27 protein-coding genes are annotated in these 22631 nt (G+C 72.1%); 11 read left to right on the forward strand and 16 right to left on the reverse strand.

The window, feature by feature from the left end:
* Nucleotides 1–187: 187 nt before the first annotated feature.
* Together OG562_RS20375 and OG562_RS20380 are read right to left on the reverse strand one after the other, a co-directional pair.
* Entirely contained in the window at nt 188–601 is a 414-nt protein-coding gene (locus tag OG562_RS20375; RefSeq protein ID WP_266399787.1) for a DNA-binding protein, read from the reverse strand.
* The gene (locus OG562_RS20380) at nt 583–867 is read right to left on the reverse strand and encodes a hypothetical protein (protein WP_266399788.1); all 285 of its coding nucleotides are present in this window, start codon (nt 865–867) and stop codon (nt 583–585) included. The genes OG562_RS20375 and OG562_RS20380 overlap by 19 nt, the downstream gene beginning before the upstream one ends.
* Before the next feature lie 255 nt (nt 868–1122).
* Between OG562_RS20380 and OG562_RS20385 the strand changes: the two genes are divergently transcribed.
* Complete coding sequence (locus tag OG562_RS20385) at nt 1123–3615, forward strand: helicase-associated domain-containing protein (RefSeq protein WP_266399789.1); 2493 nt, start codon at nt 1123–1125, stop codon at nt 3613–3615.
* Here OG562_RS20385 and OG562_RS20390 read toward each other — a convergent pair.
* The 5 genes from OG562_RS20390 to OG562_RS20410 all read right to left on the reverse strand — a co-directional run bounded on the left by OG562_RS20390 (nt 3542) and on the right by OG562_RS20410 (nt 7114).
* Nucleotides 3542–4201 (reverse strand): DUF6069 family protein, encoded by a 660-nt coding sequence (locus OG562_RS20390; protein ID WP_266399790.1) that lies wholly within the window; start codon nt 4199–4201, stop codon nt 3542–3544. The genes OG562_RS20385 and OG562_RS20390 overlap by 74 nt on opposite strands.
* Before the next feature lie 15 nt (nt 4202–4216).
* A complete protein-coding gene (locus OG562_RS20395; RefSeq protein ID WP_266399791.1) occupies nt 4217–4855 on the reverse strand; it encodes an NAD(P)-dependent oxidoreductase in 639 nt (212 codons plus the stop codon).
* Between the two features lie 206 nt (nt 4856–5061).
* A complete protein-coding gene (locus OG562_RS20400; protein ID WP_266399792.1) occupies nt 5062–5535 on the reverse strand; it encodes a nitroreductase/quinone reductase family protein in 474 nt (157 codons plus the stop codon).
* Nucleotides 5536–5642: 107 nt separating this feature from the next.
* Nucleotides 5643–6287 carry an FMN-dependent NADH-azoreductase gene (locus OG562_RS20405; RefSeq protein ID WP_266399794.1) on the reverse strand — a complete coding sequence of 215 codons (645 nt, stop codon included), beginning with the start codon at nt 6285–6287 and terminating at the stop codon, nt 5643–5645.
* A 95-nt stretch (nt 6288–6382) separates the two neighbouring features.
* The gene (locus OG562_RS20410; RefSeq protein WP_266399796.1) at nt 6383–7114 is read right to left on the reverse strand and encodes a DsbA family protein; all 732 of its coding nucleotides are present in this window, start codon (nt 7112–7114) and stop codon (nt 6383–6385) included.
* A gap of 108 nt (nt 7115–7222) precedes the next feature.
* Here OG562_RS20410 and OG562_RS20415 point away from each other — a divergent pair, with 108 nt between their 5' ends.
* The gene (locus OG562_RS20415; protein ID WP_266399799.1) at nt 7223–7633 is read left to right on the forward strand and encodes a helix-turn-helix domain-containing protein; all 411 of its coding nucleotides are present in this window, start codon (nt 7223–7225) and stop codon (nt 7631–7633) included.
* A gap of 222 nt (nt 7634–7855) precedes the next feature.
* On the opposite strand, the gene OG562_RS20420 is transcribed toward OG562_RS20415, so the two are convergent.
* Together OG562_RS20420 and OG562_RS20425 are read right to left on the reverse strand one after the other, a co-directional pair.
* Nucleotides 7856–8503, reverse strand: coding sequence for a hypothetical protein (locus tag OG562_RS20420; protein WP_266399802.1), 648 nt, complete (start codon nt 8501–8503; stop codon nt 7856–7858).
* 160 nt (nt 8504–8663) lie between these two features.
* A complete protein-coding gene (locus OG562_RS20425) occupies nt 8664–9368 on the reverse strand; it encodes a DUF5994 family protein (protein ID WP_266399804.1) in 705 nt (234 codons plus the stop codon).
* A gap of 420 nt (nt 9369–9788) precedes the next feature.
* Between OG562_RS20425 and OG562_RS20430 the strand changes: the two genes are divergently transcribed.
* The 3 genes from OG562_RS20430 (at nt 9789) to OG562_RS20440 (ending at nt 10694) form a co-directional block, all read left to right on the forward strand.
* Nucleotides 9789–9980, forward strand: coding sequence for a hypothetical protein (locus OG562_RS20430; RefSeq protein ID WP_266399806.1), 192 nt, complete (start codon nt 9789–9791; stop codon nt 9978–9980).
* Between the two features lie 154 nt (nt 9981–10134).
* Nucleotides 10135–10491 carry a PRC-barrel domain-containing protein gene (locus OG562_RS20435; protein ID WP_266399809.1) on the forward strand — a complete coding sequence of 119 codons (357 nt, stop codon included), beginning with the start codon at nt 10135–10137 and terminating at the stop codon, nt 10489–10491.
* 32 nt (nt 10492–10523) lie between these two features.
* Nucleotides 10524–10694: a hypothetical protein gene (locus OG562_RS20440; RefSeq protein ID WP_266399810.1), complete on the forward strand. Its 171-nt coding sequence runs from the start codon at nt 10524–10526 to the stop codon at nt 10692–10694.
* 80 nt (nt 10695–10774) lie between these two features.
* On the opposite strand, the gene OG562_RS20445 is transcribed toward OG562_RS20440, so the two are convergent.
* The 5 genes from OG562_RS20445 to OG562_RS20465 form a co-directional block, all read right to left on the reverse strand.
* Nucleotides 10775–12640 (reverse strand): copper resistance CopC/CopD family protein, encoded by a 1866-nt coding sequence (locus tag OG562_RS20445; RefSeq protein ID WP_266399812.1) that lies wholly within the window; start codon nt 12638–12640, stop codon nt 10775–10777.
* A 135-nt stretch (nt 12641–12775) separates the two neighbouring features.
* The gene (locus OG562_RS20450; RefSeq protein WP_266399814.1) at nt 12776–13564 is read right to left on the reverse strand and encodes an SDR family NAD(P)-dependent oxidoreductase; all 789 of its coding nucleotides are present in this window, start codon (nt 13562–13564) and stop codon (nt 12776–12778) included.
* Nucleotides 13561–14034 carry a cupin domain-containing protein gene (locus tag OG562_RS20455; protein WP_266409422.1) on the reverse strand — a complete coding sequence of 158 codons (474 nt, stop codon included), beginning with the start codon at nt 14032–14034 and terminating at the stop codon, nt 13561–13563. The genes OG562_RS20450 and OG562_RS20455 overlap by 4 nt, the downstream gene beginning before the upstream one ends.
* Before the next feature lie 71 nt (nt 14035–14105).
* Entirely contained in the window at nt 14106–14699 is a 594-nt protein-coding gene (locus OG562_RS20460) for a GNAT family N-acetyltransferase (RefSeq protein ID WP_266399816.1), read from the reverse strand.
* Nucleotides 14692–16893: a penicillin acylase family protein gene (locus OG562_RS20465; RefSeq protein ID WP_266399818.1), complete on the reverse strand. Its 2202-nt coding sequence runs from the start codon at nt 16891–16893 to the stop codon at nt 14692–14694. The genes OG562_RS20460 and OG562_RS20465 overlap by 8 nt, the downstream gene beginning before the upstream one ends.
* Before the next feature lie 78 nt (nt 16894–16971).
* Between OG562_RS20465 and OG562_RS20470 the strand changes: the two genes are divergently transcribed.
* The 4 genes from OG562_RS20470 to OG562_RS20485 all read left to right on the forward strand — a co-directional run bounded on the left by OG562_RS20470 (nt 16972) and on the right by OG562_RS20485 (nt 18917).
* Complete coding sequence (locus OG562_RS20470; protein WP_266399819.1) at nt 16972–17703, forward strand: siderophore-interacting protein; 732 nt, start codon at nt 16972–16974, stop codon at nt 17701–17703.
* A 25-nt stretch (nt 17704–17728) separates the two neighbouring features.
* Nucleotides 17729–18310 carry an HhH-GPD-type base excision DNA repair protein gene (locus tag OG562_RS20475; RefSeq protein WP_266399821.1) on the forward strand — a complete coding sequence of 194 codons (582 nt, stop codon included), beginning with the start codon at nt 17729–17731 and terminating at the stop codon, nt 18308–18310.
* A 114-nt stretch (nt 18311–18424) separates the two neighbouring features.
* Nucleotides 18425–18736 (forward strand): hypothetical protein, encoded by a 312-nt coding sequence (locus OG562_RS20480; RefSeq protein ID WP_266399823.1) that lies wholly within the window; start codon nt 18425–18427, stop codon nt 18734–18736.
* A 52-nt stretch (nt 18737–18788) separates the two neighbouring features.
* On the forward strand, nt 18789–18917 hold the full coding sequence (locus tag OG562_RS20485; protein ID WP_266399824.1) for a hypothetical protein: 129 nt from the start codon (nt 18789–18791) through the stop codon (nt 18915–18917).
* Nucleotides 18918–18946: 29 nt separating this feature from the next.
* Here OG562_RS20485 and OG562_RS20490 read toward each other — a convergent pair whose 3' ends face one another.
* Nucleotides 18947–20557: a helicase HerA-like domain-containing protein gene (locus OG562_RS20490; RefSeq protein ID WP_266399826.1), complete on the reverse strand. Its 1611-nt coding sequence runs from the start codon at nt 20555–20557 to the stop codon at nt 18947–18949.
* A gap of 103 nt (nt 20558–20660) precedes the next feature.
* On the opposite strand from OG562_RS20490, the gene OG562_RS20495 reads away from it, so the two are divergent.
* Nucleotides 20661–20957 (forward strand): type II toxin-antitoxin system VapB family antitoxin, encoded by a 297-nt coding sequence (locus tag OG562_RS20495; protein WP_004943146.1) that lies wholly within the window; start codon nt 20661–20663, stop codon nt 20955–20957.
* Between the two features lie 177 nt (nt 20958–21134).
* The gene (locus OG562_RS20500) at nt 21135–21827 is read left to right on the forward strand and encodes a LytR C-terminal domain-containing protein (protein WP_266399828.1); all 693 of its coding nucleotides are present in this window, start codon (nt 21135–21137) and stop codon (nt 21825–21827) included.
* Nucleotides 21828–21916: 89 nt separating this feature from the next.
* Here the strand turns inward: OG562_RS20500 and upp are convergent, their stop codons facing one another.
* The gene (upp, locus tag OG562_RS20505) at nt 21917–22552 is read right to left on the reverse strand and encodes a uracil phosphoribosyltransferase (RefSeq protein WP_266399831.1); all 636 of its coding nucleotides are present in this window, start codon (nt 22550–22552) and stop codon (nt 21917–21919) included.
* Nucleotides 22553–22631 lie beyond the last annotated feature (79 nt).

Below are 22631 nucleotides of genomic sequence, written 5' to 3' on the forward strand. Positions count from 1 at the left end.
ATGGCTTCGGCGATCTTCCGGGTGACGTCCTTGAGCATGGCGTCCGGTACCTGAGCAGCATGAGCACGGTGGCGGCGGTGTACCGGGCGTCGTGGAGCCGGGCGTTCCTGACCTGTGCGTCGGCGCGGCCCGGGTATGAACGTACGGGCCGACCTTCCGTCCCCGGCGTTGTGGTCCTGGGCGTCGGCTACACGGCGACGAGGCGCACCCTGTCGCCGTAGAGCTTCGTCATGTCGTCGACGTCCGAGGTGAGCATGACGACCGGGCGGCGTTGGCGCAGCGCCGCCTCTGCCACGGCGGCGTCGATGGCGTATTTGTGACCACTCAGACCAGCGTTGACCAGCATGGCTGAGGCGGCCTTGGCCTCCTCGTCGCCGATGTGCACGATCCGCACGCCGGACAGGACCCAGGCGAGCCGCGCCTTGTCGGTCCGGTGATGCACCGCTTCGATGATGGTGAGTGCGCTGATGACCACCTCCATGCCCCGCTTGCGGGCTTCGGCGACGAGGGCGACGACGGACTCGTGATCGCCGACGAACTTCGACAGGCCCTCGCAGTCGAGAACGAGGGTGCCTTCGTGGCTCAGCTTGCGGTGGGCCACTGCCCCTCCTCGGCGAACACCTCGTCGAAGACCCGGCGTGACCGCTCCTGCTCGTTCTCGGAGATCGGCCCCTGACGGCGTTCGTAGTCGGCCAGGTACTCGTCCAGGATCTGGCCGCGCAGCTCGCGCTCGACCGCCTCGGTGATGAACGCGGAGAACTCACGCTTGCCGACCCGTCGGCGGATCGCCTCCGCCGTCCCCTCAGGGAGGGAGAGGCTGACCCTGGTGGCCGGTCCTTCACCGACGCTGTAAGGAATCTCGCTCATGGGACCCGACTTTATCAAACAAGTAGGAATTGGAGCTGGGTGCAGTACGTCTCTCGAACGACGCGAGCCGCCCACACCCGCACATCGCGGCTCGGCTGCCCGGCGTGCACTGAGCGGCCAAGGTCCGCCAACGCCCGCCAAGAGGGAACCTGCCCCGATATGGCACTCCGGATCATGGGGATACGCCATCCTTGGACCCGGCACTGGGGCTCCGGCCCCGCTGCGACGCTCCCTGGTCTGGCGAGGTGCACCCGCATGAAGTCCCGATCAACGCTGGCGACATGGCTGGGCAGCCTCGACGCCTCTCGTCTGGCACGCGTACTCGGGACGCGGAAGGACGCCGTGTCCCCTCCGGAGCCGCGCTCGGTGGGGGAACTGGCGGACCGTCTTCAGCGCCCGGGATCGGTGGCGCTGGCCCTGCCGCGGCTCGCGCTGCCGCACCTCCAGGTGGCCGAGGCGCTGGCGGCGCTGGGTACGCCCGCATCGCGCGATGCCCTGGCGGAACTGCTGGGAGGAGCGGCGGACGACGAAACCACTCGCGAACTGGAGGCCGTGCTGGAGGCGCTGGCCGATCACGCTCTGGTCTGGCCGGACGGCGCGGGGAAGCTCCGCATGGCCGGACCGCTGCGGCAGGCGTGGGACACGCCCCTGGGGCTGGATGCTCCGCTGGAGGAACTACTCGCGGGCACGACCTCCGACGAGCTGCGCGGCATGCTGGCGGCACTGGGCGTCAAGCCGCCGAGCACCAAGGCGCAGCGGCTGTCCGCACTGGTGGAACACCACAGCGACCCGGAACAGATCGCCTCAGTGGTCGCCAAGGCCCCTGCGGCAGCCCGGGAGCTGCTCGAACGCCGAGCGGGGGCTGTGCCGGGGGAGCCCCCGCAGTCCATCGTGTTCGGGCATGCGAGCCCCGGCCTCGAACCGGGCGCCTTATGGGCACTGGAACGGGGACTGCTGATCCAGGACCGTGGCCGCTACGGTCCGGCCCGTATGCCTGCCGAGGTGGCGCTCGCGCTGCGCGGGCCCGGCCGGCACGCACCGTTCGAACCCGTCCCGCCTTCCGCGCGACGGGCGTCCGTCACCCTGACGGAGGTGGACCGCGAGGCGTCAGCCGTGGCCTCGGCTTTCGCTGCCCATGCCGCCTCGGTCCTGTCGGCCTGCTCGGCAGCTGCGCCGACCCGGCTGAAGTCCGGTGGGATCGGTGCGCGGGAACTGGCCCGGATCGGCAAGGCCGCCCAGGCCGACGACGCCGTCGTACGCCTCACTCTCGAAACCGCGTACGCGGCCGGGCTCCTGGGTCGGGACGGCGATCGCGTGGCACCTACCGAGGTGTACGACGCCTGGGCGGAACTGGAACCCCCGGAGCAGTTCGCCGTACTGCTCCAAGCGTGGCGGAACCTGCCGCTCACCCCCACCCGGGCGCGCGATGAGGACAACAAGGTGTTGCCCGCTCTCGCGGGAGCACCGCCCTGCAACGGCTGCGTACAGGCCCGCCACGGACTGTTGGCCGCAGCCGCACAGCTCCCGACAGGACAGGGCATGAGGGTCACCTCGGATCTGGGGCCCCTGATCGCCTGGCACCGACCGCTTGCCGACTCGTCGCCCCAGGACGGAACGCCGTTCGCCGCCGTGATCCGTGAGGCCGAACTCCTGGGCGTACTCGCTCGCGGCGCCCTCTCCCCGCTCGGCGCCCACCTGTGGACCGACGACATGCCAGAACTGAATGCCGCGTGCCGGCGGCTGCTGCCCCCGGCCACCGCAACGGCCCGGATCGGCGCCGACCTCACCGCCGTCGTCACCGGCACACCGTCCGCGCGGCTGGCCGCACTCCTGGACTCCGTCGCCGACCGGGAGACCAGCGGCACGGCAGCGGTGTGGCGGTTCGGCGCCGGCAGCATCCGCCGGGCTCTGGACGCCGGCCGTATCCCCGACGACATCACAGCCGACCTGACCGCCGTCGCTCGCGGGCCTCTGCCGCAGCCGCTGTCGTACCTGATCGCCGACACCGCGCGCGCCCACGGGCGCGTGCGCATCACCCCCGCTGCCTGCGTGGTCCACGGCGACGAACCCGCGCTCCTGGCCGAACTCGCCGCCCACCGCGGGCTCGCCAAGCTCGCACTGCGACAGCTGGCGCCGACGGTGCTGATCAGCCGCAGCCCGCTCGACGCCACTCTCGCCGCGCTTCGGGCCGAGGGATACGCCCCTGTCGCCGAGACGACCGAGGGCACGGTACGCATCGAAAAAACCCGGCCTCAGCGGGCCGCAGCTCCCGTTCCGGCTCCGCGCGGCACCAGCGCGAGGGCCACCGGGCGGATCGCTGCCACGCGCGCGGCGAAGGCATCCGCCGCCATCGACCCGAACACCTTGGCGGCCCAGCTGCTGGCCGCCCCGCCGACGACTCCCGATCCTGCGCCGTTCGAAGGAGGAGTGCCCTTCGCCACGGACACCGAGGAGATCGTCGCATGGTGGGCGAAGCGCCTGCCGTACAGCGACGTCCGCCAGCTCGCCCATGCCATCGATGCCGGTCAGGACATCACCGTCGAGTACGTCGCCACCTCGGGCAACCGGACCGTGCGCACCCTGAGTCGCCTCGTGCTCGACCCGCCCTACCTCGAAGCCTGGTGCCGTCTTCGGGACGCCGAGCGCGTTTTCACCCTCTCCCGCATCCACAGCGTCATGAGTGCATGTGTGCATGAGTGCATCGGCGGTATGCGGGTACGGCGACTGCGGCGACGGCCAGGTGCATGAGGATCAAGGCGGCGACGCCGCCCCAACTGGCGCCTGGCGCGCTGTTTTCGACGCCGACGGCGATGTCCGGAACGAGCGAGAGGGTGACCACCGTGGGCACAAGCCACCGCAGGGCGGCTTCCGGATCATCCGCTCGGCCCCGCACGATCTGCCGGCCGATCGCGCCGGCCAGGACACCGAGCACCGTCAGAGGCAGGTAGCTGCTCGGCCACAGCGGCTGGAAGTCGTCCGAGGCCCCGGCGGCCAGGCGGTCAGGGCGATGACGGCGTTTGCGATGCCGGATCCCACGGCGGCCACGGCGGCTGCGAGGGCCGGTGCGCCGACGGTGCGGCCCCTCGAACCGGGGGTGGCAGGCGAGGTCACGGGCATGGGAATCTCCGGGAGTGGGCGGGATCAGCGGCTGAGACGGCGGGACGGCCGGGGTCGGCCGGGGTCGGCCGGCGGGTGAAGCCGTCGACGTCGTCAGCGGCTTCGGAGGCTTCGGAGGCTTCGGAGGCGGCGAAGTGCGGGGCGGTGGCGTGGCCGATGCCGGAGCCCGCCCCGGTGACGGCCGCGGACCTGTCGGCCGGACCTGTGGTGGGCTCATGGCCCGGCTCCTGCCTCAGTTGCTGATGACGGGCATGGCCCGGCGGTAGCGGGGGTCGGTGAGCTGGGAGACCAGGAAGGCGGCGATGTCCGCGCGGGTCATCGCCGAGCCGACCTTGTCGTGGCCCAGGAAGCCGGACCTGATGCGGCCGGTGGCGGGCTTGTCGACCGGGTTGGTGATCCGGGCGATGGTGTAGTCGAGCGGGGAGGAGGTGACCGCCTCGGTCATGCCCTTCAGCTCGGCCAGGGCGTTGGGGAAGGCGAGCCTGGCCATGACGGGCAGGACCTTGGGCTTCCAGTGCGGCTTGTCGCGCGGGTCGGCCAGGGAGGGGGTGGCCAGGCCGATGAACCGGGTGACGTCCTCGGCCCGCATCGCCTCGGCGATGGTGCGGGTGCCGTCTGCGAGGGCGGTGCCCTTCACGGACCGCTTCAGCGACGGGCCGAGTGCGCTGATCACCGCGTCCGCGCCTGCCACGGCCTTGCGGACCGCTGTGGTGTCGGAGAGCCGGCCGGCGGTCACGGTCAGGTTCTCGTCGGCGAGGGTGAGTTTGGCGGCGGTGCGGACGTAGGCGGTGACGTGGTGTCCGGCGTCCAGGAGCTGGTGGACGACCAGGTGGCCGATGGCGCCGCTGGCGCCGAAGACGGTGACATGCATCGGAGTGCTCCAAGGGTGGGGTCGGAAGGCGAGCCCGGCCGCGGCGGCCTGTACTGACGGCAGCGGGAGTCAGCGGTACGGCGTGGAAGCCGACGGGCACGTGCGCCGACGGGCACGTGCGCCGACGGCCCCTGAGCCGACGGCACCCGGGCGAGGGAACGTGGCCACAGGAGCCAGGGGCGATCAGTCGGGGTCGGCCGCGCCGGTCAGGTCTGGAGCCGGAAGAGGACGAAGCGTCCCCGTGCGCCGGCCGCGTGCAGCTCTTCGGGGGTGGGCGTGCGGTCGCCGGGCAGGCCGAGCGTCTTCGCCTCGCGAGGCGTCTTGCGGTCGGCGAACTCGGCGAGCAGTTCGGTGATCGCGGTGCGGTCCTCGATCACGGTGGGCACCGCCTCGTACTCCCGTCCGCGGATGCGGAGGTGGACGGTCGGGCCGCCGCGCAGGTTGGCGATCCAGGTGGTCCCCGAGGACGTGGCCAGGACCGTGCCGGGCTCCCAGTCGAAGTAGCCGACGGGGATGGTGATGCGGCGGCCGGACTTGCGGCCGGTGTAGGTCAGCAGCATCAGGAATCTGCTGAGGACGCCGTGCAGGCGCGAGGCCAGCAGGGGGCGGACGAGGCGGTTGGCCGCACGGAACAACGCGACCGGGGGCCGCTTGCGTCGGGCGGTGTCGGCTTGGCTCACGAGGTGCTCCCGAGGTGCTCCCGAGGGGGATGCCGGACGGCGTGGAACGGCTGGGCCGAGGGCGGTGGGACGTCAGGGCCCCACCGCGGCGGCGACTGCCGGATCGCTCAGGCGGCGAGCTGCCGACCGATCTTCTCGGCGCGGGCCCGGGCCTGTTCGTGCGCGTCGGCCAGGGACGCCTCGTGGAGCGGGAGGAGGTGGGCGAGCGTCGGGGCGACGGGGGCCATGGTCAGCTCGGGGGTGAGGGTGGTGACGTCGAGACCGAGGACGGCGTGGTCGCCCAGGACGGACTCCAGGGACGGGACGAGGAAGTCCTTGCCCTCGTTGGGGGTGCCGGGGCCGTAACCGCCGCCGCGGGCGGAGACCAGCACGGCCGGACGACCGGCCGCGGCGCCCTGGCCGCCGTAGCTGATGGTGCGGCCGTCGACGATGATCTGGTCCAGCCACGCCTTGAACACCGAGGGCATCGAGCGGTTGTACAGCGGCACGGTGAACAGGTAGGCGCTCGCCCCGAGGAACTCCTCGATGAGTTCGTCCTGGACGGCGACGGCCGCGGCCTGCTCGGGGGTGTGCTGGGCGGGGTCGGTGAAGCGGGCCGAGACGCCTGCGGCGCTGAGGTGCGGCACAGGCGACGCGGCCAGGTCCCGGTGGACGACCTCGCCCGTCCAGGCGTCCCGGAAGGACTGGGCGACCTGGCGGGAGACCGAGGCGGTGCCTATGGAGGAGGAGTCGATGTGCAGCAGATAGGACATGGCGACCTCTGTGTATGTGGAAAAGGGAGGTGAGAGAGGGCCCCGCCTGGGCGGCCGTGGGGGCGGCCTGCCGGAAGGAGGGAGTGGATCGGGGCTCAGGCGCCGGCGGGACGAGGGGCGGGCGCCGCGCAGCCGTCCGGCCCGCACACCCCCTCGGCGTCCGCGAGCGGGATCCGGACGAGCGGCGGGTGCGTGGCGTCCCACGCCTGGCGCAGCGTGCGCAGGAGGGTGTCGGTGTCCTGGGCGCCGGGGACGGCGTAGCGGCCGTCGATGACGAGGAACGGCGCGCCGGTGGCGCCCAGTCGCTGTGCCTGGCGTGCCTCGTCCTGCACCTGCTGCCGAAATCGGCCGTCGTCCAGCACTCGCCGGGCCTCGTCCCGGTCCAGGCCGAGCTCGTCGGCCAGGTCGAGCAGCGCCTCGACGGTGAAGACCGACCGGGCCTCACCGAAGTAGGCGCGGAAGATCCGGTCCCACGCTTCACGGTTCTTGCCCTGCGTGGAGGCGTAGGCGAGGAACTCATGCGCCCACCGGGTGTTGCCGACCTGGTTCTCCAGCACGTTGTACGGTGCCAGGCCCTCCCGCGCGGCCAGCCCCTCGATCCGCCGGGGAGCTGCTTCCAGCTTGTCGTCCGCCAGGCCGTGAATCTGCTTCAGGCCCTGGCGCACGCTCAGCCCGCCGCCCACCGGCAGTCGGTCGGAGAGAGGCAACGAGCGGTGGATCAGCTCGACCTCGTCGCGGTGCTCGAACCGCTCGACGGCCTTGTCCAGACGGTGACTGCCCAGACCGCACCACGGGCAGGTGATCTCGGACCAGATCTCTGCCTTCATGGCTCTCACCTCCAATACTTACGATTGGTATGTAGCGCCATGATGCGCCAGTATGGAAGGCCGCACAAAAGGAACATTCGTGTCCGTAACCGAAGGGGGACGTCCGCAATGGACGCCGTAGCAGCCCAGAAGGACGCCGTCGCGCTCCCGGAACCCTGCTCCCGGGTCCCGGTCGAGCACGCGGACTTCATCCGCCAGGTCCTGGACCGGATCGGGGACAAGTGGACGCTGATGGTGGTGGCGAGCCTGCACGGCGGCCTGATGCGCTACAAGGACCTGCAGAGCAGCATCCCCGGCATCTCCCAGCGGATGCTCTCGCGCACCCTGGCCCAGCTCCACCAGGACGGCCTGGTCACCAGGACCGCCTACGCCGAGGTGCCACCGCGCGTGGAGTACGCGCTCACTCCCCTGGGCGCCAGCCTGAACGACGTCGTGGCCTCCCTGATCGACTGGGCCGCCGACCACCACGAAGAGATCCGCCGACACCGGGCCGGCGGAGGAGCAGCCGACGCCTCGTGAGCGACGCCTGGTGAGCGACGCCTCGGGCCTCGCCAGGCCCTGGGACGTCGAGGGTGTGGTCAGTTCGGTCACCGCCGTCCGGCCGGCCGTATGCACAGTTGTAAGCAGGTCGGGTGCGGGTCGACCAAGACCAAGACCGGCAAGCGATGCCGCCCGGTATTCCACGCGCTCTTCGACGACTTCTGCGACGCGAGCCGAGGGGCAACCCGTTGCGAGGCGACCTCAATCGGGGCGTTGGGTGCGGTTTTCGTGGGCCAGGCCGTCTGGGTGGGTCGGTGGGTGGGTCTGCGGGTGTGGGGTGAGTACGAGGGGGAGGACCAGGGCTCGCAGGAGGACGGGGGCCGATGATCGGAGGGTGGGGTCGTCCGGTGGGCGGTGGATCGTTCCTATGTCCTGCCAGCCCCAGGACAGGAAGGCGTCGCAGGTCGCCGGGTCGGTCTGGTCCACCAGGGTCGCGCCGAGCGAGGCGTGGTGGTCGGCGAGGAGGCGTTGCTGGAGTCGGCGGGCCAGGTCGCGGTCGTGGTCGGCGGTGTGGGGGTGGACGACCGTCTCGGTGATCGCGAAGACGTGTCCGGACGCGGTGAGTTGCTCGACGCTTCGGGGAAGGGGGCCGTCGAATCCCCGCCACCACGTTCCCTCGCGCCGCAGCGGGAACCCGTAGGCGCAGCCGGCGAAGGCGGTGTTCTCCGCGATGAGCAGGGCGAAGCCGGGGCGACGGACGGCGCCGGTCAGCCGGCGCAGAAACGCCTCCCGGTCGCGGTACTCCTCTCCGGGCTGGGCGAGCGAGGACTCCACGTACAGATCGGCCAGGTCCTCCTTGACGGTCTCGACCTGCCAGCGGTTCAGGCGGCGCAGGCGTAACGCGTCCATGGCCCGCGGTGTGCTGTCGACACGGTGCGCCGGCTGGTCCCGCCTGTCCTGCCTTTCCCACCTGCCCTGCCTGTCCCACCTGGGCCTGGTCGTCACGGCGTGCCGCCCGCGCAGAAGGTGAAAGCGATCGACGTCAGGTAGGCAGCGGTGCTGTGGATGTTCATGAACTCTCCGTCCGGTTCGCCGAGTCGGTGAACCGGGCGGTTCCGTCCTCGGCCGTCGCCGCCGGGATCCGTGGCCGTACGGCCGGATCGCGGGCCCCGTGGCCGCCCTCCGAGTCCCAGACCGCCTCCCCGGCGCGCTCGGTCTCCGTCGCCGTCCGCAGACGTGCGGCCTCCTCCATCAGCTCGCTCGCGGTCGACATACGGAGAGGGTCGCTCGCGGCGGCCATCAGCCAGGCTGCCGAGGCGGGAGTCGTCCGGGGCGGGATGACCAGCAGGTTCCAGCGGCCACTGCCGTAGGAGAGGAGCAGGAGTTCGTGCGGGTCCTGTTCGGCAAGGAACCAGCCCACCTTCACGACGTGCCCGGCGACGGGCACCTTGCGCGGGATGGGCGGCCAGTGGGTGGGGTTCACCGTGACCCGGGTGATCCGGCCCCACAGTGGGTCGAGTACGGCTGTCAGCGCGGGGAGTTCCGACTCCAGATCGCGGGAGCGGGGCCACCAGGCGCCGTCCAGGAGAGCCGGTACGGAACCGGTGGGAGCCAGCGACAGGCGGAGAGACGGAGTGGAGGCCCGGGATTCCGCTGTTCGGGCATCGAGCGTCCCGGCATCGAGGGTCCGGGCTTCGGGAGTCCCGGCTTCGGCAGTTCGGGCTTCGGCAGTTCGGGCTTCTGGTGTCGGCGAGAGGGAAACGGTCGCAGTCATGACGCGGACCCTGCCCCAGGCCGACCACGGCCGACCCGGTCTATTGGATCGCCGAAAACGACACGGGCGTGGAAGCCGGTGCGCGAAATATCCTCGGTAATCTTCCAGCCTACTCCTCCGGCTCCCCCTTACCGCTTCTACCGCTTCTCTGCTTCTACTGCTTCTACTGCTTCTACTGCTTCTACTGCTTCTACTGCTTCTACTGCTTCTACTGCTTCTACTGCTTCTACTGCTTCTACTGCTTCTCTGACGAGCAGAACGGGCCGTGGCACAGGCGGGAGTAGGGTTGGAATACCGGGAGTTCCTCGTACATCAGCTCCGATGCTGGTGCCGTTCTCGGCGAGCAACAGGGCCGGAACGTCGAAGACGAGAACGCGGTCTGTGCGTACGCTCCGCCCTCCGCCCGAGGGAGGTGAGGACGTGGAGACCGTCATCACCGTGGTCCTGATCATCGCCGTGATCGTCATGGGAATGGTCCTGATCCACCGGCTCAACGCACAGCACGACGAAAGAATCGCGGCCTTCCACTACAGCGACGCGCTGCCGGGAATCGGCCGACTGCGGAGGAAGAACCGCCGAACCGCGGACACGAAAAAGGTGGGCCACGCCTGATGCCCGAAATGTGCACCAGGCTTAGCATGAGAGTGGGTAGGCGCACTCTCACGTGCGACCGACCCGGAAGGGCGACCCCGGTGTGTATACGCCGGGGTCGTTGGAGCACGTCCGACGCGCCCGCCCGGGAACCGGGCATGATCGGGGGTAGGTCATGATCCGTTCCGCCGATGTCCGGGAATGGCGTGACCGCGACGTCGTGGACCCGAAGGGGCGCCGGATCGGCTCCCTGGAAGCGATCTATGTGGACACCGCTTCCGACCAGCCGACCATGGCCACCGTACGCACCGGGCTGCCCACCCGGCACCGCCTCGTCTTCGTCCCCCTCGACGAGGCGATTCTGGGACCGGGGTACGTCAAGGTCGCGCACTCCAAGGGACTGGTGAAGAAGGCCCCCTCCATCGGCACCGACGACATCCTGCCCGCCGAGCGGGAGGAAGCGATCTTCCACCACTACGGCCTGGCCTATCAGCCGGGCGTCAACGGCGAACGGCAGCTCGCGCGCCGCTGACGCCCGCAACCCGACGGAGAAGGTGCAGCCGCATGGCGATCTTCCTGTTCCTGCTTCTCGTGGCCCTCGTCCTGGGACTCATCGGCGCGGTGGCGGACGGCCTGCTCTATCTCTTGCTCATCGGCATCCTGATCTTCGCGGCCGACATCGCCTTCTTCGCCGTGCGATCCTCCCGCCGCTCGCATCACCGCCCTCTCCGATGACACGGTGACACCGGTGGCGGCCGACACGCAGGGCACGTACACGGTCGCCGCCTACGCACGGTTTCTCGGCGCGCGGTTTCTCAGCGCGCGATCGGTACGTCCCTCGTCACGCTCACCTGGTCGATGTCCGACACCCGTACCGTCACCTTCATCTCCCAGTCGCCGGGGATGGGCAGGTTGACGGCGTCGGCGCCCCAGTAGCCGCCGCGGTCCACGACCTTGGCGTCGAGGGGGCCGATGTCCTGGCTGGGGAGGGTGAAGGAGATCCGGAGTTCGGGGATGCTGACGAAGCCGCCGTCGGGGCCGTAGACCACGGCCTGGAGACCGTTGTCGCCGACGCGGCCGGGGTCGAGGGTGACCTGTACCTTGCCGCGGGCGCCGGGCCTGCCGAGGTCGAAGGGGACGTTGATGACCGAGGCCACGGGCAGGCCCGCGGACTGCTCCGTGGTCGCCGCCTCCGCCGCCGCCCGGCCCGGCAGGGTGCCGGTCAGGATCGTCGTGAGGACGAGGACCACGACGGAGACGACGACCTCGGCGAGCACGGACCGGCGAAGGGCCCGCTTACGGGCGTCCTCGGCGGGCGTGAGGGACGGCTGCTTCTCGGCGGGCGGGGGCGGGGGCGAAGGCGGGGGCGTCTCCCTGACCTCGACCGTCGTCGACGCCGAACCGTCGGCTGCCCGGGCCGCCAGGACGGGCACCCGGGACTTGTTCTCTACCGCAGCCTTCTCTGCCGAAGCCTTCTCCGCCGGAGCCACTGTCACGGTCGCCTCCTTCGTCTTCGTCTTCGTCTCCTTCGTCGCAGTGCCCTGGGTCACCGTCCGCCGGGACCACGCGCCCGCCATCAGCAGCAGCACCACCGCGACCAGCTTCGCGAGCAGGACGCGGCCGTACGTCGTGTCCGTCAGCGCGGCCGTGGAGCCGAGGCCGCGCCAGGACTGGTAGACGCCGGTCACCACCAGGACGGTCACGGACAGGCCGGCCACGCGGGAGAAGCGCATGACCACCCGGGAGGGCACGGAGGCCCGGGGGAGCAGGGTGAGCAGGGCGACCAGGCCGCCCAGCCACACCGCCATCGCCAGCAGGTGCAGCACCGCGGAGGTCATCGCCACCGGGACCTGGATGCCGGCGGACGCGTGTTCGGCGCCCGCCCAGGTCAGGGCGAGGCCCACGGCGAGCACGGCGCCCACCACGAGCGCGGCGCGGGACGGCTCGGCGCGCCTGCGCTGTCGTACGAGGACGAAGAGGGCCGCGGCGAGCAGGACCAGCCGTGCCAGCAGGGCCAGGCCGGGGCGGCCGGTCAGGGTGCGGGCGAGACCGGACGGGTCGAGGGCGTCGGCCGGGCCGGTGCCCGCCTCGTAGGGGGCGCGCAGGAAGAACAGGAAGACCGAGGAGCCCGCCAGGGTCCAGGCGCCGATCAGCAGCGGGCGGCGCAGGGGGCGGCTGTCCGGCGGACGGCATACGGCGATGAAGGCCGCCGTGCCGACGAGGAGGGCCGCGGCGATGTACGCGAGGTAGCGGCCGATGTTGTAGAGGCCGTCGGTGAGGGGGTCCTCGGTGGCGTCGGAGGGCAGGACCGCCGCCGTCGGAGAGGGCTTGCCCACGGAGAAGGTGAAGGCGCCGGAGACCGGGTGGCTGTCCGCCGACACCACGCGCCAGGCCACCGTGAAGGTGCCGGTCGCGAGCTTCTCCGGCACGGCGACCCGGACCGTGTCCGAACGGCCCTCCACATGCCCCGACTTGCCCAGCTTCAGACGCTGATTGTCCGGGTCGAGGACCCGGAAGGAGTCGTCGAGCAGGCCTACGGACTCGGTGAAGGCGAGGGTGATGCTGCGGGGTGAGGTCTTGACGACGCTTCCGTCGGCGGGATCGGTGGAGCGGAGCGCGGCGTGCGCCGAGGCCGGTCCGCCGCCGAGGAGCAGCAGGACCAGCACGGCGCCCAGCAGCACCAGCCCTTGAAGTCCCCTCCGCCCACTCCCGCTGTCCCTGCCGTGTCGTCCGTCATCGTGCCCTTCGCTCACATCACCGCTCCGTCTTCGGACTCGTGTGCTCTGCACTAGGTACGGACGGGGGCCGCGTCCTGCTCACCAGGTCGGCCGGGCCGACGCCCCGCCGTCCACCACCAGGTCGTGCCCGGTCACCCAGGACGCGAGGGGCGAGGCCAGGAACACACAGGCGTCGCCGACGTCCTCGGGTCGCCCCAGCCGGCCGACCGCGACCGCCTCCCGCCACCGCCGCACCCCCTCGGGCCAGGCCTCGGCCAGCCCCTCCCGCCCGATCAGGCCGGGCGAGACGGTGTTGACGCGGATGCCCCAGGGCCCGTACTCCTGTGCGGCCGCCCGGGCGTGCATCACGACCGCCGCCTTCGAGGCGCTGTAGTGGGCGTGCCCGGGGGCGGGCAGCCCCGCCTCCACGGAGGCGATGTGCGTGACGGTCCCTCCGCGCTCCCCTGCCCTCATGACGTCGGCCGCCGCCTGTGTGCAGGCGAACACACTGGTCAGGTTGGCGTCCACGACCGCCCGCCAGTCCGCCGCCGTCATCCCGGGCAGCGCCTGCACCGGCTGGACGCCCGCGTTGTTCACCAACGCGTCGAGCCGTCCGCCGCCCCACTCGGCGGCCTCCCGCACCACTCGCCGGCACTCGTCCTCGACGGTGAGATCGGCGCGCAGGACGACCGCCCGGCCGCCCGCCTCCCGGACGGCCGAGGCGACTTCCTCCGCCGCCTGAACCGCCGTACGGCAGTGCAGCGCCACCGCCGCGCCCTCCTGCGCGAACCGCAGCGCGATGCCCCGGCCCAGGCCGCCGCCCGCGCCCGTGATCAGGACCACCTGGCCCGCGGCCAGCTGTCCCACGGGCTTCCTCGGATTCGTCATGGTCGGCACAGTCGCGCGATCAGGGCGGCCCGGTCCGGGTGACGCGCCGTGAGGTCGGCGGCGTCGCCGTGCTCGTAGTCCGCGTAGGTGAAGCCGGGGGCCATCGTGCAGCCGAAGAAGGTCCAGGATCCCCCGGCGACCACCTGTGCGCCCATCCAGGTGCGGGCGGGCACGGTGAGCTGCGGATGCTGCCCGCCCAGGACGTCCGGTCCGAGCACGGCCGTACGGGAGGTCCCGTCCGGGGCGAGGAGCAGCAGGCGCAGCGGGTCGCCGAGGTAGAAGTGCCAGACCTCGTCGGTGGGCAGGCGGTGCAGGGCGGAGTGGTCGTCGGCGGTGAGCAGCGCGACGATCGCGGAGCCGGCGGGCCGGCCGTCGGGCTGCTCGGGGCCGGCCCAGGTACGGCGGAACAGGCCGCCCTCGCGGGGGATCGGCTCCAGGTCGTAGTGCGCGACGAGGTCCTGTGCGGTCACCGGCCGTACCGGCCGCACCTGCTCTCCCGGGGCCGCCAGTTCTTCGGGGGCCGCCAGTTCTTCGTCGGTCGTCACCCCGGAAACGCTACCTCCCGTCGGAGGAAGGCGAGCTGGGACTTCTTCTCGGGCAGGTGGACGTCCGGGAGGTCGATCTCCGGGAGCGTGACGACCGGTCCCGCCTCGAAGCCCTGCCGCAGGAAACGGGCGACCGCCTTCTCGTTGCGCACGTCGGGGTCCACGACGACCCTGCGCCGGTCCAGTCCGACCAGGACGTACGACGCGAACACCCCCATCAGCGCCGCCGACCAGCCCGACCGCACGCCCCGTTCCCCGGAGGGCGCGAGCAGGACGTGGACGCCGATGTCGCCGGGCTCGACCTCGTAGCACTCGCTGACGCGGTCCTCGGTCGGCTCGTAGGTCTGCAGCAGCCCGACCGGGTCGCCGTCCAGCTCGACCAGGAAGGCGTGGTGGGTGTCGAGGCCGGCCATATGGGCGTAGACCTCGGCGACCTGGTCCCGGGTCAGGCCGTTCATGCCCCAGAAGGCGGACCGCTCCTCGCTCACCCAGCCGTGGACGACGTCCGCGTCCCGCTCGGCGTCCAGGGGGCGGATGCCGACGGTCCCGAAGCCGTTCGCGGTCTCCTGGTGCACGTAGGTGTCAGACATCGCTCTGCTCGCTCTCCTTCGTCAGGCGCTCCCAGTCCGTGACGACCGGGGCCAGTTCGCCCTCGAGCCACAGGGGGAGCTGGTCGTGGTGGTGGGGGTGGCCGGGGACGCCGGACGCGCCGAAGGGGACGACCCACAGGCTGTCCTCGCGGCGGGCCAGGTCCCACACGTAGCGGGCGGCCGGACCGCGCGCGGCCCGGTCGGTCCAGCCGGGCACGGCCGAGGTGCACAGCACGCAGTCGTGGTCGCCGGAGAGCGCGGGGGCCTCGTACGACGGGTCGGGCAGGGCCCGCCAGGGGGCGAGGCGGTGGGTGTCGCCCCAGCGGGCGGCCGACTCGCCTGCGCCCTCCAGCCCTGTCACCTCCCGCTCGGCGACCTCCAGCCCTGCACCCTCCCGCTCGGCGCCCTCCAGCCCTCCGACCTCCTGCCCCGCGACCTCCTCGACGGCCTCCCGGACCAGTGCCGGGCGGTCGACGCCGTACGACTCCTCGGCGCGCAGCAGGTGTTCGAGGGCGAAGCCGATGCGGGGGAGGAGGGCCAGCCAGGGGAGGAGGACCTCGGGGTAGGCGGGCGGGTCGGTCAGGGCGGCGAAGGCCGGCTGGGCGGCGAAGCGGCGCACCAGCGCGCTGCGCACCGCCGCGTACCGGGCCGCGTCCTGGCTGTCGGCGTCCATCCGGCGGTTCCAGCGCAGCAGGCGGTCGCGGAGCGCGGCGGCCGGGGCGGTCAGGTCGTCGAGCGCGGCCAGGTGCTCCAGGAGCGGTGCGGCGGAGGCCAGATACGTGTCCGTGTGGATCGCCGGCATGTCCGCCGCGCCCCATTTCCGTTCCCGCCGCTCGTCGAGCAGCGCGCGGATGCGGTCGGCGCGGTGCGGCGGGGCGAACTCGACGCCCAACTCCGCGGCGGGCCCGCGCTGGTTGGCCATGACCGCGACGCCGTCGGTGAGGTCGGCGCGGGGCATCTCGTGCCAGCCGGTCCACTCGTGGCCGCTCTCCCAGGCGGGGACGAGGCGGGTGCCGTTGGCCTCGGCGCGCACCGGCACCCGGCCCGCGACCCGGTGCAGCAGGCCGCCCTCGGTGTCGGCGGCCTGGACGACGTTGACCGGCTCGGCCCAGCGGTCGAAGGCGCGGTCGACGTCGGCGACCCGGCGGGCGCGCAGCAGCGGGAGCAGCGCGCCGAAGCCGAGGTCGGCGGTGACGCGGGGCGGGTAGCGCAGGGCGAGGGCGAGCGGGGCGCCGTCGTCGAGGCCCTCGGGGCCGCCGGCGATCACGGGCCCGCGCTCGGTCTCCAGGACCTCCACCTCGACCGCCTCGACGGTCTGCTCCCCCGCCACCCGCACGAGTTCGGTGTGCCGGGCGACCCGCCGCCAGGTCCCGTCGGGGCCGAGGGCCTCGACGCCCGCGCCGGTGCGGCGCAGCCGTTCGCGGTAGAGGTCCTGGTAGTCGGCCATGGCGTTGGTGATGGCCCAGGCGACGGCGCCGGTGTGGCCGAAGTGGGCGATGCCGGGGACGCCCGGGACGGCGAGGCCGACGACGTCGAACTCGTCGCAGGCGAGGCGGATCTGCTGGTAGACCCCGGGGTCCTCGATGAAGCGGTGCGGGTCGCCGGCGATGACCGGCTGGCCGGTGACCGTGCGGTCGCCGCTCACCAGCCAGCCGTTGCTGCCGGAGGTGCCGGGTCCGTCGGTGGCGAACAGGCCGACGGCTTCGGGCCCGAGGTGGCGGGCGGCCTCCTCGCGCCACAGCTTGGCGGGGAACCCGGCGAACAGGATGTGCGTGCTCAGCCAGACGGCGAGCGGGGTCCAGGGCTCCCAGCGACCGGGGGCGAGACCGGCCTGCCGGAACTCCGGGGACGGGAACGACGTAGAAGAGTCGCCCGGGCGTTCGTCGAGACCCTCGTTGACGCCGTCGACGTAGGCCCGGACCCACTCGGCGGTCTCCGGGTCGTCGTGTTCCAGGGCGTCGAAGCAGCGGCGGGCCGTGTCGGCGAGGCGGGCGCGGCGGGCGAACACGTCCCAGGCCAGCGCCTCCGCGCCCAGGAAGGACGCCGAGGTGCCCTGCGCGCGGTGCCGTTCGACCTCCAGTTGCCAGGCGCGGTCGCGGGCGGTGACCAGACCCTGGAGGCGGGCCAGCTCGAGGGCGTCGTCGGCCCGCAGATGCGGGACGCCCCAGGCGTCCCGGTAGATATCGGTGGTCACCCTACGGACTCGCTTTGCTTTAGGTTAGCCTTGCCTAAGTAATCGGTGGGGAAAGCGTACGCGAGAGGTGAAGAGACGATGGCGCAGGGGCGGGGCTGGGAGGGCGCGGTCCTCAGGTTGATGCGGGCGAAGGACTTCACCTTCACCGTCACGGGCGGCGAGGACGTCACCGCCCGCTTCCGCCGGGTGCGCCTCACCGACGGCGGGCTGCTCGCCGCTGCCGGCGTCCACCCCACGATGTGGGTCCGGCTGTGGTTCGACAACGCGGGCAGGCCGCACCAGCGGGCGTACACCCTGGTCGACCCCGACCCGCAGGCCGGCACGTTCTCCCTGGAGTTCGCCCTGCACGAGGGTGCGGCGAGCGACTGGGCGCGGACGGCGAAGCCCGGCGACACCATCGAGGCGACCGTCCAGGGCACCGGCTTCGAGGAGCCGTCCCCCGCTCCCTCCCACGTCCTCGCGATCGGCGACCCGGCCTCCCTGCCCGCCCTCAACTCCCTGCTCGACGCGCTCGGCTCCGCCCCGGCGACCGTCTGGTTCGAGGGCGCGCCGGACGACACGCGCGACCTCCCGTTCCGGGCCGCCCCAGGCCGCCACGAGATACGGCGCGTGCCCCGCCGCGACGCCGGCGCCCACCTGGTCGAGCGGGTGCGGGCCGAGCTGCCCGCGCTGCTGACGGCCACCCCCGACCCGTACGTCTGGATCGCCTGCGACACCCGGACCACCCGCGCGCTGTCGGCGTACGTCCGCAAGGAGCTGGGCGTGCCCAAGGAGCGGATGCACGCGCTGGGGTACTGGCGGGCGGCCTGACCGCGCACGCGGCATGATCGGTGCCATGGACGTCACCCTTCACCTCGCCCAGGACCCCGAGGCCGACGAACTCCTCGGCCGCTCCCCGCTCGCCGCGCTGGTCGGGATGCTGCTGGACCAGCAGGTTCCGATGGAGTGGGCGTTCAAGGGACCCCGGACCATCGCCGACCGGCTCGGCGCGAACGACCTCGACGCGCACGACATCGCCGCCCAGGACCCGGAGACGTTCGCCGCGCTGCTCTCCGAGAAGCCGGCCGTGCACCGCTACCCGGGCTCCATGGCCAAGCGCGTCCAGCAGCTGTGCCAGTACCTCGTCGAGCACTACGACGGTGACGCGAGCGCAGTCTGGGACGGGGTCGGCAGCGGCAGGGAGCTGCTGAAGCGGCTGGAGGAGCTGCCCGGGTTCGGCAAGCAGAAGGCGCAGATCTTCCTGGCCCTGCTCGGCAAGCAGCTCGGCGTACGGCCCACGGGCTGGCGGGAGGCCGCCGGAGCGTACGGCGCGGCGAAGTCCTTCCGCTCCGTCGCCGACATCACCGGACCGGAGTCGCTGGCCAAGGTGCGGGAGCACAAGCAGGAGATGAAGGCGGCGGCGAAGGCCAAGAAGTAGGTCTTCACCCGCCTGCCCGCCCTCCCCCGCCCTCCCCCGGGGGGACTACTCCGTACGGGCGTATCTTGCGTCCGGCGTGCTGACTCGTGGGCGTGTCGTGGGGAGATGCCTCCCATGAGCAGCCCCGCCCCCCGCCTCCCGCGCAGCCGCGCCTGGCTGCGGGTTCTCGTGCTGCTGCTCGCCCTCCTGGCGACGGGCGCGCCCGTCGAGGCGTCCGCGGCGCCCGTCGTCGCCGGCGAGATCGCCGAGTACGACGTCCTGGACGCGGCGCTGCGACCCGTCGCCGGCGCTCCCCGTCCCGTCGTACCCCTGCGCCCCGCGCCCCTCCCGGGGCCCGCGCCCGGCGTCCCGGACCGGTCGGCGCACGCGTCGCCCCGGCCGCCGTACGCCCTGCGTGCCCTGCGCACCGTGGTCCTGCGCTGCTGACGGACGCCTGCGGAAGAAGGCCCGTCACATCACTCACGCGAGGGAAACAGCCATGCCCACCGATCCCTACGCGGTCCTGCGCGCCCTGCTGCGCGCCGAGGCCGTCCGCAACACGCCGAAACCGCAGGCGAGGGTCGTCGAGCCGGAGGAGTCGGCCCCCAAGAACGACCAGGGCCGCTGATCTGCCGGCGGAGGCGGGCGACCCCTGGTCTACCGCCTCCGCCGCGCCGTGCCGAAGAGGGAGCGGGTGATCTCCCGGCCGATCTGCGTACCGACGGAACGGGCCAGGGACTTGAACATTCCGCTGCCCACCACCTGTTCTACGACCGAACGGTCGGCCTCGGTCTTCTTGGACTCCCTGGGCTCCCTGAGCTCCCTGGGCTCCCTGGGCTCCCTGGGCTCCCTGGGCTCCCTGGGCGTGCCTGCCTTCGACTGCTCCCGCTGCTGCGGCCGCTCGGCCGTTCGGGTCGCCAGTTTTTCGAACGCCGACTCTCTGTCCACAGCCTGTGCATACCGCTCGTGGAGCGGGGACGCCTGGACCGCCGCGTCCAGGGCGGCCGCGCCCACCGGGCCCATCAGGGACTCGGGGGCGCGCAGCCGCGTCGCGGCGACCGGGGTCGGGGCGCCCTGCTCGCCGAGGACGGTGACGACGGCCTCGCCGGTGCCGAGGCCGGTGAGCAGCTCCTCCAGGTCGTAGGGGGAGTTCGGGAAGGTCTTCACCGTGGCCCTGAGGGCCTTCTGGTCGTCGGGGGTGAAGGCGCGCAACGCGTGCTGGACGCGATTGCCGAGCTGGCCGAGGACGTCGGCGGGCACGTCCTTCGGGGTCTGCGTGACGAAGAACACGCCCACCCCCTTCGAGCGAATCAGCCGGACGGTCTGCGTGATCGAGCCGAGGAAGGCCTTCGACGCGTCGTCGAACAGGAGGTGCGCCTCGTCGAAGAAGAAGACGAGCCCCGGCTTGTCGACGTCGCCTACCTCGGGCAGGTCGTGGAAGAGGTCGGCCAGCAGCCACATCAGGAAGGTCGAGAAGAGCTTCGGCCTGTCCTGGACCGCTGACAGCTCCAGGACCGACACGACGCCCCGGCCGTCGGCCGCCGTCCGCAGCAACTCGGCCGTGTCGAACTCCGGCTCGCCGAAGAAGCTCGCCATGCCCTGGCCTTCGAAGGCGGTCAGGGAACGGAGGATCACCCCGGCCGTCGCCGTCGACAGACCTCCGATGTTCCTCAGCTCCGCCTTCCCCTCGTCGGAGGTGAGGAAGGCGACGACCGACCTCAGATCCTTGAGGTCCAGCAGCTCCAGGCCCTTGGTGTCGGCGTAGTGGAAGATCAGGCCGAGGGACTGCTCCTGGGTCTGGTTGAGCTGGAGCACCTTGGAGAGCAGGACCGGGCCGAAGCTGGTGATCGTGGCCCGCAGCGGAATGCCGTGGCCGAGGCCGCCGAGGGCGTAGAACTCCGTGGGAAAGCCGGTCGCCGTCCATTTCTGGCCGACTTCGGCGGCCCGGGACACGACCCGGTCGTTCGCCGTCCCCGGCGCGGAGATCCCCGACAGATCGCCCTTGACGTCGGCGAGGAAGACCGGCACGCCCTGCGCCGAGAGCTGCTCGGCGATCAGCTGGAGCGTCTTGGTCTTGCCGGTGCCGGTCGCGCCCGCGACCAGGCCGTGCCGGTTGAGCACGGGCAGGGGGATGCGGACGGGCGCGTCGGGCAGACACGTCATTCCCTTCCCGTCCGCCCCTTCCCACAACAGGGCGCCCAGGTCGAGGGCCGGGCCGGAGAAGGCGTACCCGGCGGCGATCTCGCCGGCATTTGTCGACAGACCCATCGGCGGCCTCGTTCCGTTTTGCCCCTGTTCATTGCGTCTTTTCCAGGCTCGCACTCCGCCGCCATGGCTGCGCCCGGAAGGTCTGGGCCGGTAGGCTTTCCGTGTGATCTTCAAGCGCATCGGAAACGGCCGGCCGTACCCCGACCACGGCCGGGAAAGCACCCGGCAGTGGGCGGACGTGGCGCCGCGCCCGGTCCGCCTCGATCAGCTCGTCACCACCAAGCAGCAGCTCGACCTCGAGACCCTGCTCGCCGAGGACTCCACGTTCTACGGCGACCTCTTCGCGCATGTCGTGAAGTGGCAGGGCGACCTGTATCTGGAGGACGGGCTGCATCGCGCGGTCCGAGCGGCGCTGCAGCAGCGCCAGGTGCTGCACGCGCGCGTGCTCGAGCTGGACTGACCCCGCCCGCTCGCCGCCGGGACGCGCCCGTCGTAGACCCCGGAACGCACCGGAACGCACCGGAACACGCCCGTCACAGGCCCCGGGTTGACCCTTTCGGGTTCTTTCTCGGGCTTCCTCGCGGTGTCGGATGATCGTTTATTAGTCACGGCCGCTCGGGCGCACTACGCTGCGCCCATGAGCATGCTGACTCCCCCCGGCATGGGCGGCAAGTACCGGATCACGGGGGACAAGTACCCCCGCATGCGCCCCCACCGACGACGCGGCAGGCTGGTCGTCGTGGTCGTCGCCTGCGGCACCGCCCTGGGCGTGGCCGGGTGGGGCACCCTGCAGCTCATCGACGTCTTCACGGGCGGCGGAGGGACGGCCTCCGCGGCCGGCTCCAGCTCGGAGTGCTCGACGAAGGCGGACACGAAGACGAGCGCGGGCGCAAGCACCGGCACGGGCACGTCCAAGGCGAGCCCCGCCTCCTCCACGGCCGCGCTCCCCCAGCCCGCGCAGATCACCGTGAACGTCTTCAACGCCACCACCCGCAGCGGCCTCGCCAAGACCACCGCGGACGAGCTGAAGAAGCGCGGCTTCAAGATCGGCGACGTGGGCAACGCGTCCAAGGAGTACGACAAGAAGGTCACCGGCACCGGGATACTGCTCGGCCCCGCGTCCTCCCTGAACACCTCGCTGCCGGTCCTCGCCACCCAGCTCACCGCCGCCGAGCGCCGCACCGACGCGGCCCGCAAGGGCGCCGAGCTCGACCTGATCATCGGCAACGGCTTCAAGGCGCTCAGCAGCCAGGCGGACGCCACCGAGGCGCTGACGGCCCTGGCCGCGCCACAGCCGTCGGCGAGCGCCGACACGAAGAAGGGCTGCTAGCAGCCCGCCCGCTCATCAAGCCCGCCCGCTCATCCAGCCTGGCAGCCGCTGCACGGCTGCCATTCGGCTGCCGTTCGGCTGTCGGCTGACTACTCCGCCGCGCCGTACAGCCGGTCGCCCGCGTCGCCCAGGCCGGGGACGATGTAGCCGTGCTCGTTGAGGTGGTCGTCGATGGCCGCCGTGACGACGGTGACCGGGGCGCCCGCGAGCTCGCGCTCCATGACCTCCACGCCCTCCGGGGCCGCGAGCAGCACCACGGCCGTCACGTCGTCGGCGCCGCGCTTGATCAGCTCGCGGATCGCCGCGACCAGCGTGCCGCCGGTGGCCAGCATCGGGTCCAGGACGTACACCTGGCGGCCGGAGAGGTCCTCCGGCATGCGCGTGGCGTACGTGGACGCCTCCAGGGTCTCCTCGTTGCGGATCATGCCCAGGAAGCCCACCTCGGCGGTCGGCAGCAGCCGCATCATGCCGTCCAGCATGCCGAGGCCGGCCCGCAGGATCGGCACGACCAGCGGGCGCGGGTAGGAGAGCTTCACGCCGGTGGTCCCGGCGACCGGCGTGACGATGTCGACCTGCTCCGTGCGCACGTCGCGCGTGGCCTCGTAGGCGAGGAGGGTGACCAGTTCGTCGGCGAGGCGGCGGAAGGTCGCGGAGTCCGTGCGGCGGTCGCGCAGCGTGGTGAGCTTGTGGGCGACCAGGGGGTGGTCGACGACGTGGAGACGCATGTCCACAACAGTAACCGGGCCGAACCCGCCCGGCGTCCCCACACATGGTGAACCTCTCCCCCGGGCTTGGGCCGTTCGT

Source organism: Streptomyces sp. NBC_01275 (genome assembly GCF_026340655.1).
Lineage (GTDB): Bacteria > Actinomycetota > Actinomycetes > Streptomycetales > Streptomycetaceae > Streptomyces.

Coding starts and splice junctions, on each gene's coding strand:
- OG562_RS20485 (WP_266399824.1), top strand. CDS start 18,789: ATGCCCACCGATCCCTACGCGGTCCTGCGCGCCCTGCTGCGCGCCGAG.
- OG562_RS20450 (WP_266399814.1), bottom strand. CDS start 13,564: ATGACGAATCCGAGGAAGCCCGTGGGACAGCTGGCCGCGGGCCAGGTG.
- OG562_RS20435 (WP_266399809.1), top strand. CDS start 10,135: ATGATCCGTTCCGCCGATGTCCGGGAATGGCGTGACCGCGACGTCGTG.
- OG562_RS20500 (WP_266399828.1), top strand. CDS start 21,135: ATGAGCATGCTGACTCCCCCCGGCATGGGCGGCAAGTACCGGATCACG.
- OG562_RS20385 (WP_266399789.1), top strand. CDS start 1,123: ATGAAGTCCCGATCAACGCTGGCGACATGGCTGGGCAGCCTCGACGCC.
- OG562_RS20470 (WP_266399819.1), top strand. CDS start 16,972: ATGGCGCAGGGGCGGGGCTGGGAGGGCGCGGTCCTCAGGTTGATGCGG.
- OG562_RS20460 (WP_266399816.1), bottom strand. CDS start 14,699: ATGTCTGACACCTACGTGCACCAGGAGACCGCGAACGGCTTCGGGACC.
- OG562_RS20415 (WP_266399799.1), top strand. CDS start 7,223: ATGGACGCCGTAGCAGCCCAGAAGGACGCCGTCGCGCTCCCGGAACCC.
- OG562_RS20480 (WP_266399823.1), top strand. CDS start 18,425: ATGAGCAGCCCCGCCCCCCGCCTCCCGCGCAGCCGCGCCTGGCTGCGG.
- OG562_RS20380 (WP_266399788.1), bottom strand. CDS start 867: ATGAGCGAGATTCCTTACAGCGTCGGTGAAGGACCGGCCACCAGGGTC.
- OG562_RS20390 (WP_266399790.1), bottom strand. CDS start 4,201: ATGAGCCCACCACAGGTCCGGCCGACAGGTCCGCGGCCGTCACCGGGG.
- OG562_RS20410 (WP_266399796.1), bottom strand. CDS start 7,114: ATGAAGGCAGAGATCTGGTCCGAGATCACCTGCCCGTGGTGCGGTCTG.
- OG562_RS20440 (WP_266399810.1), top strand. CDS start 10,524: ATGGCGATCTTCCTGTTCCTGCTTCTCGTGGCCCTCGTCCTGGGACTC.
- OG562_RS20490 (WP_266399826.1), bottom strand. CDS start 20,557: ATGGGTCTGTCGACAAATGCCGGCGAGATCGCCGCCGGGTACGCCTTC.
- OG562_RS20425 (WP_266399804.1), bottom strand. CDS start 9,368: ATGACTGCGACCGTTTCCCTCTCGCCGACACCAGAAGCCCGAACTGCC.
- upp (WP_266399831.1), bottom strand. CDS start 22,552: ATGCGTCTCCACGTCGTCGACCACCCCCTGGTCGCCCACAAGCTCACC.
- OG562_RS20395 (WP_266399791.1), bottom strand. CDS start 4,855: ATGCATGTCACCGTCTTCGGCGCCAGCGGCGCCATCGGCCACCTGGTC.
- OG562_RS20420 (WP_266399802.1), bottom strand. CDS start 8,503: ATGGACGCGTTACGCCTGCGCCGCCTGAACCGCTGGCAGGTCGAGACC.
- OG562_RS20475 (WP_266399821.1), top strand. CDS start 17,729: ATGGACGTCACCCTTCACCTCGCCCAGGACCCCGAGGCCGACGAACTC.
- OG562_RS20405 (WP_266399794.1), bottom strand. CDS start 6,287: ATGTCCTATCTGCTGCACATCGACTCCTCCTCCATAGGCACCGCCTCG.